Origin of the sequence: Alistipes sp. AF48-12, assembly GCF_003477565.1 — a bacterium.
GTDB classification, from domain to species: Bacteria; Bacteroidota; Bacteroidia; order Bacteroidales; family Rikenellaceae; genus Alistipes_A; species Alistipes_A hominis.
Window position 1 is genome coordinate 48,100 of sequence record NZ_QUDJ01000019.1, and the last position, 12,939, is coordinate 61,038.

Sequence of the window (12,939 nt, forward strand, 5' to 3'; positions counted from 1 at the left end):
ATTTTTTATCTTTGTACAATAAACGAAGAACCGAATCAACCTTATGAAAAAACTTTTACTTCTCGCCGCAGCCGCAGCGCTGCTCGCCCCCCAAGCTTACGGGAAAGAGAAAAAAACTTCCGCGCCGGCCTCCACGATCAAAGTACGCAACGTGCTCGAACCGGCCGCTTACGGAGCCACCCATTTCGGCGGCTACCTGGGCGAAAAACTCGACCTGTGCATCGACAACCGGTTGATGGCCCAAGACATCGAACGGGTCGTACAGCCGTTCCGCGACAAACCGGACGGAAATTGGGGCTTCCGCTCCGAGTTCTGGGGTAAATGGTACACAGCGGCCATGCAGGGCTACGGTTATGCGCCGACCGCCGAGAACCGCGCCGTGGTAGATAAAGCCGTCCAGGAACTGATCGCCACGCAGGACAAAAACGGATACATCGGCACCTATCTCGACGAGAACCACCTCGGCGAATGGGATATTTGGGGCCGTAAATACGTCATGCTCGGCCTGCTGGCCTATTACGACCAGACGCAGGACAAAAGCGTGCTCGACGCCGCCTGTAAAGTGGCCGACAACCTGATCTCAGAAACCGGTCCGGGAAGCGGGGTCAACATCGCCGCAACCGGATGGATCGGCTGGAAAGGGCTGGCCTCCTGCTCGGTATTGGAACCGATCGCGCTGCTGTACCAGAAAACCGGGGATAAACGCTACCTCGATTTCGCCGAATATATCATCAAGTCGTGGGACACGCCGAACAAGCTGACGCCGACCGGACTACGGCTGGTTCAGGAAGCCGTGTCGGGCACTCCGTTATGGAAAATGAGCGGCGCGCCGAAAGCCTACGAAATGATGTCGTGTTTCGAAGGGCTGTGCGAAATGTACCGCATTACGGGCGATCCGCTCTATTTCGAGGCCTGCCACAAGTTGATCAACACGATCATCCGCGACGAAATCATGATCGTCGGATCGGGTTCGATGGCCGAAATCTGGTGCCATGGCAAGATGCGCCAAACCGAACCGATGTATCAGGGGATGGAGACCTGCGTGACGGCAACCTGGATGAAGTTCCTGTATCAAATGTTGCGCCTGACCGGCGACAGCCGCTATGCGGACGAACTGGAAACCAGCCTTTACAACGCCCTGCTCGCCTCGATGTCGCCGAAAGGAGAATGGTGGTCGTATTACGCCGGCCTGATGGGCGAACGGGTACACAGCCACCAGCAGTTCCCGGACGTGGTGATGAGCTGCTGCGTAGCCAACGGTCCGCGCGGACTGATGATCACTCCCTCCTGGGCCGTGATGACCACCGCCGACGGCGCCGCAATCAACCTGTACGGCAAAATGAACAGCACCGTCAAGACGCCTTCCGGACAACCGCTGAAAATCAATATGGAAAGCGAATACCCGGTACAGGGGAACGTGGCGGCGACCGTGAATTTGCCCCAAAGCGAAGCCTTCGCGCTCGAACTGCGCATCCCGCAGTGGAGCAAGCGCACTGCCATCAAGATCAACGGAGAACCTTACGACGGTTACATCCTGCCGGGCACGTACGCTTCGATCGAACGCACTTGGAACGACAACGATAAGATCGAGGTCGAACTGGACATGCGCGCGCGCGTGGTCGATGCGCCGTCGGGCGTAGGCGACGCCGCCATTGTCCGCGGGCCGATCGTCCTGGCGTTCGACTCGCGGCTGATTCCGCGTCGCGACGGCGTGACCGAACCGCCGATGTACCGCTACGAATTCATGCGCGACACGGACAACTACATCGACGTTCAGTTGGTCGAAAACCCGGAAACGCCGGCGATCTGGATGACGTTCGACGTACCGTGCAAGGACGAAGCGGGCAACAAACACATCCTGCGGATGTGCGACTACACCTCGGCCGGAAATACCTGGCAGGAAGGCAATATCTTCCGCGTATGGGCGCAACAGCCGTTCGACTTCCGTCACCTGTACACGAACAACGTGGATTGGCGCGTCAACGTGACCGTAGGCGTCGGGCGTCCCGAGATTCCGGACATTTATAAGAAATAATATTTTCACCCTATGTTCGAAGCGCCTGCACGAGTCGTGCAGCGCTTCGAACGTGAATACGGATATGACGACGATAACCCGGGCGGAAAGATGCGACCTGCAACAGATCCTGGATCTGCAATACCTCGCTTACCGAAGCGAAGCCGAATTGCTGAACGACTTCCGGATTCCCCCTTTGCTGCAAACGCTGCAAGAGCTGCGAGCGGAATTCGAAACGGGCGTCGTACTGAAAGCGACCGACGGCTGCGGCAGAATCGTCGGCTCCGTCCGCGCGCATACGGACGGTCGCACGCTATTCATCGGCAAACTGATCGTCGGGCATCAACAACGGAGAAAAGGGATCGGCACCGAACTGCTCGGATCGATCGAAAAAGAGTATCCACCGATGCGATGCGAACTCTTCACAAGCCATAGCAGCGTTCGGAACCAGGCTCTTTATCGGCGGCTGGACTACCGTCCTTTCCGTGAAAGAGAGGCCTATCCCGGAATGTGGCTCGTCTATCTGGAAAAATTTCCCGAGTAGGAAAACGTTCCGGCGGGCGAAATCCCGTAATTACGAAAAAAAGGAAAACGACCGACAGACTGCCGGTCGTTTTTCGTTCTTATATAAGTCGCGCCTCGCTACGAAAACAGGCGACCTACTTTTTCGGCCACCTCTTTTGCATCCGGATCGATCGGGAAGACGGCCGACGGCTTCAGGTAATGTAATTTTTTGCCCTGCATAAAGCGTTTCTCCCCACCGCCGGTAACGTTCAGCATAACGATCTTTTCCGGATCGACCTCGCCGTCGCGCACCGCCTGGATCAGCGTAGCCAGCGCCACGGCCGGAGCGGAGTAAATATCCACGCCTTCGCACTCCAGGAAAAGCTCTTTAGCGGCGCGCGCTGCTTCGTTGGTCGCAACCAGGATATCGCCGCCGGTATCGGTCAACGCATCGAAGAGCCCGCCTTTGATCCCGTAGGGCGGCTTGCGGTTCGACAGCACTTTGGCGTCGATCTCTTCGGCGTCGATACGGGCGCAGTCGTCGTTGTAAGGCAGCATTTCGCGCGAGCGGGCTTTCCATGCATTGTACATCGGCACGAACGGCGCGTTCTGCGACACCATCAGCCGCATTTTGTGATTGCCGAACCGACCGTCCTCGATCAGGCGCAGGTTGGCTTCCCAGGCGGCGATCGCTCCGGTTCCGCTGCCTACGGCTTGGAAATAGTAGTCCGGAATCCGGCCGATATGCGTTACGGCCGAAAGCACCGTGGTCGCCATCCCGTCGCGGCGAGCCACGTTCTTGGCGCCGCCTTCTGCGAAAAATTTATCGGATTGCAGGGCGAGGTTACTCAGATGGATCGCATCGAAATAGTCGCTTCCCTTCTGCGAAACGATCAGTTTCACGCAATCGTTCAGCGGCGCGTCGAACCACAGCGCGTCGATGTTGTCTTCCGGCACGCTCAGCAGCAGCGGAATACGGTTATCGGAACAGACTTTGGCAAAAGCGCGCGCCGTATTGCCGGCCGAAGCCACCACCAGCACTTTGTCCTTGTGGCTGCCGTTCAGCCTTCCGCAAACCGAATACGCCTCCGTCTCTTTGAACGAGCAGGTAGACATCCGGGCCCCGATCTCCGGGAAATAACCGTTGAACGTAATATACAAATTTTTAAGCCCAAGTTTCTGCGCAAGCCCTTTGCTCTTGTAAGTTACCGGCGCGCACGAACCAGCCAGCATCCTTTTGACCGGCAACCATTCGGCGAAACGGTAAATCCCGTGCTCCTCGCCGTGCGGATGGATTTGCTGCGATTCGTAAACGGCGCGGATCAGCGACGGATGCGAACTCTGCGTATCGTCGAGCGTCCAGCCCTCGTCTTCGAAAATCCGTTTCGTCGCGACATTCTGCAACTTATACCTGGTGGCGTTAAAATTTTCCATGTTCTTAATCGGATGAACTATCGTTTCTGCGTTTCCCGAACGACCGGGACGCTTTACAAAAGTAGGACAATTTTAAGAAACAGCCAACAGAAACGACCGGATACAGACCCCGCAACAACCACAGATACCGCAAAATACGTCTTTATACTTACGTCCGATTTCCCCTTTGCCCGACGAATGCGACCGGATCGGCCATCGCACAAAATCCGGGGAGCAGCGCTCTTTTTTTTCCGGAAGGAAAAGCCTACCTTAGTGGCGGGCAATCAAAAGACGGAGACTGACATGGGAGCAAAAACGACACTGGACCGCGACATCAGCTGGATGTATTTCAATCACCGGATTCTACAGGAAGCGCAACGGGACAATGTTCCGCTGCTGGAACGGCTGAAGTTCCTCGGCATCTATTCGAACAACCTCGACGAATTTTTCCGGGTGCGGGTCTCCACGATGAAACGGATCGTGGAATACGACAACGAACCGCAGAACCGGCCCGCATCGACCATCCGCGAGCTGCGCGAAATCACCCGGCTGACCAAAGATTATTCGCAGGAATTCGACGAAACGTTCGAAAACCTAAAGGGAAAACTGGCCTCCGAAGGCATTTTCATCGTCAACGAGCAGCAGCTCACCGATGAGCAGCAGCGCTACATCCGCACGGTGTACCGGACGGATCTGAACAGCGCCACCTATCCGTTGATCATGACGCAGGGATCGAAGCTCGACGAACTGACGGACTCAAGCATCTATCTGTCCATCAAAATGATTCGCCGAAATGTCGCAACCGGAAAACCGGTGCGCGACTTCGCGCTGATCGAACTGCCGACCCGCGAGTTCGACCGTTTCATCGTGCTGCCGTCGGACGGCGACACGACCTGCATCATCTTCCTCGACGACGTGGTGCGTTTCTGCCTGCCGTTCATCTTCGCCGGGCTGGGTTACGAATCGTTCGAAGCCTACACGCTGAAATTCACGCGCGACGCCGAGATGGCGCTGGACGGCGACATCGACGAAGGACTGGTCGAAAAAGTGGCCCGGGGCGTCAGGAACCGCAAAAAGGGGGAAGCGATCCGCTTCGTTTACGACCAGCGAATGCCCGAAGAGATGCTGCGCTATCTGAAGCGCAAATTCCGCATCGACCGCTACGACGCCTGCGTCGGCGGGTCGCGCTACCACAATATGAAAGACCTGATGGCTTTCCCGGATTGCAGCCGCAGCGATTTGAAGTTCGAAAAGCGGGTGCCCGCCCCCGTTCCGTCGATGGACAGCCTCGGCAGCGCGCTCGACGAGATCCGCCGCCGGGACGTTTTTATGCACTATCCCTACCACAGCTTTTCGAACTATATCAAGGTGCTGCGGGAAGCGGCGCTGAGCCGCGACGTGCGCAGCATCAAAACGACGGTTTACCGGCTCGCCAAAGATTCCAAAGTGGTCAAAGCGCTGATCTGCGCCGCCAAGCACGGCAAGAAAGTAACGGTCATGGTAGAACTGATGGCCCGCTTCGACGAAGCGTCGAACATCGGCTGGTCGAAAAAAATGCAGGACGCCGGCATCCAGGTGCTTTTCGGCGTCGAAGGACTGAAGGTACACTGCAAACTGACCCATATCGCCTCGACAAAAGGCAATGTCGCCTGCATCAGCACCGGCAACTTTCACGAAGGAAACGCCCGCACCTACACCGACACCGTCCTTTTTACGGCCGACAAAACGATCGTCCGGGAAGTCGACCGGGTATTCGAATTCATCCACCAGCCATACAAAACGATCGCCTTCCGGAAGCTGATCGTTTCGCCGCAAGGGATGCGCAAAAAATTGTACGCGCTGATAAACAACGAAATATTCAATGCCAAAAACGGCAAAGAAGCCTATATCTTGTGTAAAATCAACCACATCACCGACGCCAAAATCGTCCAGAAACTGTATGAAGCTTCGGCGGCCGGCGTCAGGATCCGCCTGCTGGTGCGGGGCAACTGTTCCCTGGTCGCCGGACTCGGTCCGAAAAGCGATCGCATCGAAATCCGCGGCATCATCGACCGTTACCTGGAACACGCGCGTATCCTGATCTTCTGCAACGGCGGGGACGAACAATACTATATCGGATCGGCCGACTGGATGCCGCGCAACATCGACCACCGGATCGAAGCCTACGCCCCGGTCTACGATCCGGAGATCCGACGGGAACTGAAAACGATCGTCGAATTCGGACTGGCCGACAACGTGGCGGCGCGGATCGTCGACGGCACCGGCCGAAACCTCATCTACGACAACGGAGAACCGCCGTTCCGTTCGCAACAGAAACTATACGAACACTATCACGACCTCAGCGGAGACCTGTAACTTTTAAACTCTTTCCGAAACATGCAAAACAAAAAACTGAATTTCGCGGCGATCGACATCGGATCGAACGCCGTACGACTGCTGATTAAAAGCGTCAACGACGGCGACTCGCCCGACAAAATGACCAAAACCGTACTGCTACGCGTCCCTTTGCGGCTCGGCGAAGAGGTATTCGGCACGGGAAGCATTTCCGACGAAAAGGAGAAACAACTGCTGCGCACGGTGAAGGCTTTCCGACTGCTGATGAAAGTGTACGACGTAACGGCCTACCGCGCCTGCGCGACGTCGGCGATGCGCGACGCCTCGAACGGTATGCAGATCGCCCGGAAAGTGCACAACAAGACCGGCATCCGGCTGGAAATCATCAACGGGCTCGAAGAGGCGCGGATGGTTTACGACAGCCACATTGCCGACCTGCTCGGCCGCGAAGGACATTACATTTATGTCGACGTCGGCGGCGGCAGCACCGAAGTCAGCGTCATCTCGAACGGGAAACTGATCGGTTCCAACTCGTACGACATCGGGACGGTACGCTCGCTGGGCGGCATGGTCAAACTCGCCGACATCGAGTCGCTGAACCGCGACCTGGCCGTACTGGCCGCCGATTATCCGGATCTGAAAATCATCGGCACGGGCGGCAACATCAACAAGCTCTACCGGCTCAAAGGCAATAAGAACGACAACCGGCTCGACGTGGCCGACCTGAAGGCCATCTACGACGAACTGAAAGCGCTGACGGTCGAAGAGCGGATCTCCGCATTCCGCCTGAACCCCGACCGGGCCGACGTCATCATCCCGGCAGCGGAAATCTTCCTGAACATCGCCGAACGGGTCCATGCGGACAGCATCTGCGTGCCGACGATCGGCATTACCGACGGCATCGCGCACGCGCTTTACATCCGTTACCTGAACGACCGGGAAGACTGACGGCAGGCTCCCGTTTTTTCGAACGGAAAAGTCCGGAACGCCACAGTACTGCGGACGGCCGCACCGGAAAAAACAGTTCCGCAATATAATTTTTCACTTCTCCAACACACGCGCCAATACGCTGACAACAAAACTATTACAGCATACGTTCCGAACAAAAACACATTTTACGCATTTCAAAAACGACCGGACTTTGTAACTAAACGAAGCTCCGGCCGTTCTACTCTCAACAAAGACGACCAAGCCGGCGTGTCGTTAAAATCAACCGAAACGTCCCGCACAAAAGCGGGCGCGCACCAAGTGTTTTAACGCTCTTGAATTGTTTAACTAAAAAACTTAATCGTCATGAAAAAAGTACTGTTATCGATCGCGGCTTTATTTACGGTAGCTACCTATGCATCCGCCCAGGAAACCGGATTCGGATTCGGCCCCAAAGTGGGCATCAACCTGTCGAACCAAACCCTGCTCGACGGAGATTACAAAACGGGCCTGACAGCCGGCGTATTCGCAGACTACCGTTTCAGCAACCTGTTCGCCCTGTCGGCAGACGTACTCTACTCGCGTCAGGGAACCAAAGGCGAAGGCGTCAAAGTGAAGACCGATAACCTGAACATACCGATCCTGGCGAACTTCTACCTCGTAAAAGGACTGGCCGTCAAAGCCGGTATTCAGCCGGGCTTTCTGCTCAAAGCCAAAAACAACGACGTCGACGTCAAGGCTGCTTACAAGAAAGCGGACGTTGCCGTACCGGTCGGCGTTTCATACCTGTTCAACTGCGGCCTGATCCTGGACGCCCGCTACAACATCGGCCTGACCAGCCTCGCCAAAGACAAGGACATCGTCACGCGCAACAGCGTATTCGCCGTTACCGCCGGTTGGAGATTTTAATCGCGACCGAGACAGGCAAACGCCCGGATACGACCGGAGCGGATTTAAAAAAACAGGGCGTCTTTCTTTCGAAAGACGCCCTGTTTCTCATGTTGCTTTTCGCTAATCGTCGTAACCGGTCAGCTTGAATTTAGTATCGAATTTCAGCTCGAAACCGTTATCCAACTTGATCTCGTAACCTTTACGATCCCGTTCGATCTTCACGATTTTCTGCTTCGGATGCTTCTCGGCAACGTGCTTTTTGATCAAAACGGGAACGGTGTTAGCCGGAATAACGGCATATCCGCCGTCTACTTCCTCCCACTCTCCCTTTTTGTCGAATTTTACTTTGGTGCCATCCTCGAACAACACCTCGTACTCTTTGCCGGTCCACTCGTTTTCCACTTTGGCGTAAGACACCGTGTTATCCGGGAAACAGGCTTTCAGAAATTGCTGCGCCTTTACCGGCAGGTTGTTCACCTCGATCGGCGTGCCGTCGTCGGCGGAAACGGTGAGTTGCATCGCGAACAGGCAGGCCAACAAAACAAACGCTTTTTTCATAGCTCCTAATTTTTTTTTAAATAATAATCGTTTAGACTCCCTGCAAAGGTAATACCTAAAACTTATCGGGCCGCAGTTTACGGACGAACGCCGGAGGCGCGGCCCGGCTACGCTCGGAATACGGAAAAGCAAAGACGCTTTCAATCAGCGTCTTTGCTTTACTTCGGTTCCTGTCCGGAACAATTCCGAACCCCGTAATTTTTCGAACGGATTACTGAACCTCTTGGATAATATTCCAATTGTCGATTCCGATCACCGCCTTATAAGGTTCGAAAACCGCATCCTCGGTTGACGTCCCGGCTGCCTGATAGGCATACCATACGAGTTTTCTACCCATCGGATCGTCGGGATCGTTCGGGAATTTGCGCAATCCGATCCGCAGGCCGTATTCCTCGGGATGATCGATCCAGTTATGCCACTGCATCGCGTCGATGCCGTCGAGCTTTTTCAGCTTTTTCCAGGCATAAGCGAAACCGGCGGCCTGTTCTTTAAGATACATGTCCGCATAGGTTCTCGAATTGGTTCCGTTTTCGGAAAGCCATACCGAACGCTTGATCGTCTTCTTGTACTTATTTTCCGATTTTTGGGCCCAGGCGCTCAGCACTTCGAGGTTTTTGAACGTCACCAGCTTCGTATTCATGTTGAACGAAGCCTTATTATCGTTCCAGGTTTTCGCATCGTTCAGATCCTGCGGATAAGGATGGTAAGCCACCGCCCATTGGAAGTCGCCTTCCGCCGTACCGAATTTCCTCAGCAGATCGAGCATGTCGCGGGAAGCGTAACTGTCCGAAGCGGCCTCCGTCCACGAATGCGTAAAGGAAGCGAACACCTCGGTATTCGGATCGTACTGCCGAGCGATGTTGTAGCACATTCGCATCGACTTGAGATACGTATCCGTATAAATGGTGATCGGCTTGACGCCCATGTTCGTCCAGTCGAGCCCGGCATCGACCTCGTTGTGCATGATCCAGTGGTGGATACGACCGTACGGACTGCCGGTCTGGCAATAACGGCTGGCCAGGAAATCGAGCGCGGCGGCATAACAGTTCACGCTCTCCGGATTGGTCATATTCGGCATCGTGTAGATCCCCCGCGAAGTGTAATCCGGATGCAGCAGCAGTTTTCCCACCTCCGAGCTCGAAGGAGCGACCAGGAGGATAGCGGCAACGACGATATTCCGTTTCTGGGCCGCCTGCAACGTTTTGTCATAGTTTTCCACGCTGCCTTTATCGAAATAGTAGGTTTTACCGCCGTATTCGTGCGCGATGGAATTGCCCGAAGGACTGAGCGACATCATGCCGACGAAAGAAACGTTCATCGTGATGCTGGTAATCCCCAGATCATCCAGATCGCTCTCGGGACCGCCCAAATGGTATCCGCCGAGCCCCTTTTTGCTGGCGGGTTTCGCTGCGGGCAATTGTTGCGTCGAAGCGATCTCGGTAGCGTAACGCGCATGAGACACCAATTTATCTTTCGTATCGCCGTTCTCTACGATCGCCCATTTCGAAAGGGTCCGGTCGTATTTGAACCCGTCCCGTTCGACATAGCGGTCCATTTCCTTGCTGAACGTCCCGTCGGTAAGAGCCGTTTTGAACTCGAATTTGGTCGTTTTCAGCAGATCGACGTAAGGCGGAATTTCGCAAAGGCTATAGCTGCCCGAAGCGGAACAGTTCCCTTTCACGGTAATTTTGGTCAGTCCGGCTTCCACCGAGGTTACCGACGTAGAGGACGGATACAGCGTCGACAGATAGGATTTCAGGTTGTTTTCGAACGCCGCTTCGGACTTGCTGTTCTCTTCTTCCTCTTCGGCCTCCTGTTTCTCCTGCTCGGTCATTCCGCGGAAATGAATCCCTTTTATATAGAGTTTAATCCCCGATTTGTCTCCGAAATCGACCCGCAAACAGTTACCGGCTTTCCCCCATGCGAATTTTACGAGCGATTCGCTCACGTTGGCTTTCCAGGTTTTCCAGGTCTGCGAAGCGGGAATCCCGTCCACTTTCACCGAACGGTCTTCCGACACGCCGGAAGAAGGAGTCGAGGCGAAAAACAGTTGTAAGAATGAAATTTCCTTATCGCAACGGTACTGAAAGGTAAGAATGCAGGAGTCCGCCGGATTGGTACGCTCCAACGAATTGGTGAAAATGTAGGGGTCCGTCCCGGTCATCGACATTTCGTACTCGCCGGTCGAAACTTCTTTGACGGAAATCTGATTCGCCGTCTTGGTAGCGAAGGTCAGGTATTCGGTTTTCGGAGTCGGCGTAGGATCCGGGTCGGGGGGATTAGGTCCCGGACCGGGATCGTCCCCGTTATCCTTTCCACAGGACGCCAACAGCAACGCCGCGACCATCAATGCGGGAACCGCTTTCCGGCAGACGGCAACCGAACGCTGCCAGAAAACGCCCGCGGACAAAATGCCTTTCGTTTTGAAATCGACTCGTTTCATCTTAATTAAATCAGGTTACAAAACCTCCGAAGGGAAGTTTTCAAGGTTAATTTTAAGTTAAAAATAATTCCGTAATCATTTTGCAAAGTAGGAAAAAAATCGCCGATTAACAAATTTCCGAAAATGATTTTCGGCCGAGGGCGTCAAACTTTCGACGAAAACGATCCGGCGAATCCGGACATTTCCGTCCGAAATTCGGTATTTCCATATCCGCCTCATTTTTATAACACTATGTATCAACCGAATAAACCCACACATGTAACTTATCGCCGAAATATGCGTTATTTAATAAATAAGATTATTTTACCGTACCCCGATTACCTCGGACAGAAGAAATGAATCCGTAAATATCTCCGGAGAAATTCCGCGCCCCCCGGAACAAAGATTTGCGGAGATATCTGATTAAAATTACCTTTGCGGAGAAAATCCGATAAATGTATCCGACAATTATGAAAATACGCTTATTGTTAACGCTCCTGGGCGCCGCAGCGCTGACGGTTTCCTGCATCAAGGACGAACCGCTGAACGCCGAAGCGGACATCATCGAATGCACCGTTCCGGGAGACATTGTCAAAACCGATCCCAAGATCGCCGACAACACGGTGATGATCCTGATCGTCCCGGGCTCGACGGACGTTACCCGGATGGCCCCGGAGTTCAAGCTGACTCCCGGAGCCGTCATCGAACCGGCATCGGGCACCGTCCGCGATTTCACCACTCCGAAGCTTTACAAAGTCACCTCGCAGGATGGGCGCTGGAACAAATCCTACTTGGTCAGCGTGATCGAAACCGACCTGCCGACCCTGTTCAGTTTCGAAGACTGGAAAGAGATAGGAAAATACGAACAGCCTTACGAAATCATCGCCGGGGGTGTGGCCCAAGAGATATGGTCGTCCGGAAATGCGGGTTACGCGCTGACCGGAGGCGCATCCGTCCCGAGCAAATTTCCGACTTGTTCCACCCCGATCGCCCACGGAGGCCGGCTGGCGGCCAAACTCGAAACCAAATCGACCGGGACGTTCGGTTCGGCCCTGAACATGCCGATCGCCGCCGGGAACCTGTTCATCGGAACGTTCGACGGTATGCTGGCTACCAAAAATCCGATGGAGGCCACCCGGTTCGGTCTTCCGTTCGGCAAAAAACCGCTGCGTCTGAAAGGTTATTACAGCTACGTGTCGGCCGGCAACGTGACCGATAAATACAACAACCTGGTGATCCCCGAACAGCGGGATTCCTGCCAGATTTACGCGGTACTGTACGAGACGGACGACAACGTCGAATGCCTGTTCGGCGACAACGTGCTCACTTCGCCGAACATCGTCGCCAAGGCCGTCGTCCCGGACCCGGTCGAGTCGCCGCTGGGAACCTACCTTCCTTTCGACGTGGAATTCACCTATCTCAAGCCGCTCGACGAGGAAAAAATGAAGAATTACAAGTACAACCTGACCGTCGTCTTCTCGTCCAGCCGTTACGGAGCCTATTTCAAAGGAGCCGTAGGAAGCACGCTGCTCGTGGACGACGTAGAAGTGATCTGCGAAGAGAAACCGGCAAACTAACCCGACAACCCAACTATGACGATGAATAAAAAACACATCATCTGCCTGGCGGTCGCGCTGCTGTGTATCGGCGGCGTATCCGCCCAGTCTTTCAAAAAATTCGAATACCGCGTCAAGGCAGGTTTCAACATCGGCGGCACGACCCCGCTTCCGCTACCGGCCGAGATCCGGAAACTGAAAGAGTACTCGCCGACGCTGGCTTTCGCCATCGAAGGAAACGTCGTCCGGAACCTGACTGCGAAATGGGCGTTGATCAGCGGACTTCGTTACAGAAGGGGATGTCGGCCGGCGCCCAGGTA

At 54.7% G+C, this 12,939-nt stretch carries 10 protein-coding genes; 7 read left to right on the forward strand and 3 right to left on the reverse strand.

The window, feature by feature from the left end; translation table 11 throughout:
• The first annotated feature begins 43 nt into the window (after window positions 1-43).
• Window positions 44-2,035: a glycoside hydrolase family 127 protein gene (locus tag DW082_RS11640; protein ID WP_118458773.1), complete on the forward strand. Its 1,992-nt coding sequence runs from the start codon at window positions 44-46 to the stop codon at window positions 2,033-2,035.
• 64 nt (window positions 2,036-2,099) lie between these two features.
• Complete coding sequence (locus DW082_RS11645; RefSeq protein ID WP_118458775.1) at window positions 2,100-2,558, forward strand: GNAT family N-acetyltransferase; 459 nt, start codon at window positions 2,100-2,102, stop codon at window positions 2,556-2,558.
• 98 nt (window positions 2,559-2,656) lie between these two features.
• Here the strand turns inward: DW082_RS11645 and DW082_RS11650 are convergent, their stop codons facing one another.
• Complete coding sequence (locus DW082_RS11650; protein ID WP_101571317.1) at window positions 2,657-3,952, reverse strand: cysteate synthase; 1,296 nt, start codon at window positions 3,950-3,952, stop codon at window positions 2,657-2,659.
• 282 nt (window positions 3,953-4,234) lie between these two features.
• On the opposite strand from DW082_RS11650, the gene DW082_RS11655 reads away from it, so the two are divergent.
• The 3 genes from DW082_RS11655 (at window position 4,235) to DW082_RS11665 (ending at window position 8,101) form a co-directional block, all read left to right on the forward strand.
• Complete coding sequence (locus DW082_RS11655; RefSeq protein WP_118458777.1) at window positions 4,235-6,286, forward strand: RNA degradosome polyphosphate kinase; 2,052 nt, start codon at window positions 4,235-4,237, stop codon at window positions 6,284-6,286.
• 21 nt (window positions 6,287-6,307) lie between these two features.
• A complete protein-coding gene (locus DW082_RS11660) occupies window positions 6,308-7,213 on the forward strand; it encodes a Ppx/GppA family phosphatase (RefSeq protein ID WP_118458779.1) in 906 nt (301 codons plus the stop codon).
• 345 nt (window positions 7,214-7,558) lie between these two features.
• Complete coding sequence (locus DW082_RS11665; protein WP_101571323.1) at window positions 7,559-8,101, forward strand: porin family protein; 543 nt, start codon at window positions 7,559-7,561, stop codon at window positions 8,099-8,101.
• Between the two features lie 102 nt (window positions 8,102-8,203).
• Here DW082_RS11665 and DW082_RS11670 read toward each other — a convergent pair whose 3' ends face one another.
• Both DW082_RS11670 and DW082_RS11675 read right to left on the reverse strand, forming a co-directional pair.
• The gene (locus DW082_RS11670; protein WP_118458781.1) at window positions 8,204-8,641 is read right to left on the reverse strand and encodes a PepSY-like domain-containing protein; all 438 of its coding nucleotides are present in this window, start codon (window positions 8,639-8,641) and stop codon (window positions 8,204-8,206) included.
• A gap of 211 nt (window positions 8,642-8,852) precedes the next feature.
• A complete protein-coding gene (locus tag DW082_RS11675) occupies window positions 8,853-11,084 on the reverse strand; it encodes a DUF5722 domain-containing protein (protein WP_118458782.1) in 2,232 nt (743 codons plus the stop codon).
• A 449-nt stretch (window positions 11,085-11,533) separates the two neighbouring features.
• Between DW082_RS11675 and DW082_RS11680 the strand changes: the two genes are divergently transcribed.
• Window positions 11,534-12,640, forward strand: a complete 1,107-nt coding sequence (locus tag DW082_RS11680; RefSeq protein ID WP_118458784.1) for a PCMD domain-containing protein — start codon at window positions 11,534-11,536, stop codon at window positions 12,638-12,640.
• Between the two features lie 21 nt (window positions 12,641-12,661).
• A partial coding sequence (locus DW082_RS11685; protein ID WP_147387028.1) for an outer membrane beta-barrel protein occupies window positions 12,662-12,939 on the forward strand: 278 nt, incomplete at its 3' end.

Excerpts from the sequence above, each read along its gene's own strand:
- DW082_RS11640 (WP_118458773.1), top strand. The coding sequence starts at position 44 with ATGAAAAAACTTTTACTTCTCGCCGCAGCCGCAGCGCTGCTCGCCCCC.
- DW082_RS11645 (WP_118458775.1), top strand. The coding sequence starts at position 2,100 with ATGACGACGATAACCCGGGCGGAAAGATGCGACCTGCAACAGATCCTG.
- DW082_RS11650 (WP_101571317.1), bottom strand. The coding sequence starts at position 3,952 with ATGGAAAATTTTAACGCCACCAGGTATAAGTTGCAGAATGTCGCGACG.
- DW082_RS11655 (WP_118458777.1), top strand. The coding sequence starts at position 4,235 with ATGGGAGCAAAAACGACACTGGACCGCGACATCAGCTGGATGTATTTC.
- DW082_RS11660 (WP_118458779.1), top strand. The coding sequence starts at position 6,308 with ATGCAAAACAAAAAACTGAATTTCGCGGCGATCGACATCGGATCGAAC.
- DW082_RS11665 (WP_101571323.1), top strand. The coding sequence starts at position 7,559 with ATGAAAAAAGTACTGTTATCGATCGCGGCTTTATTTACGGTAGCTACC.
- DW082_RS11670 (WP_118458781.1), bottom strand. The coding sequence starts at position 8,641 with ATGAAAAAAGCGTTTGTTTTGTTGGCCTGCCTGTTCGCGATGCAACTC.
- DW082_RS11675 (WP_118458782.1), bottom strand. The coding sequence starts at position 11,084 with ATGAAACGAGTCGATTTCAAAACGAAAGGCATTTTGTCCGCGGGCGTT.
- DW082_RS11680 (WP_118458784.1), top strand. The coding sequence starts at position 11,534 with ATGAAAATACGCTTATTGTTAACGCTCCTGGGCGCCGCAGCGCTGACG.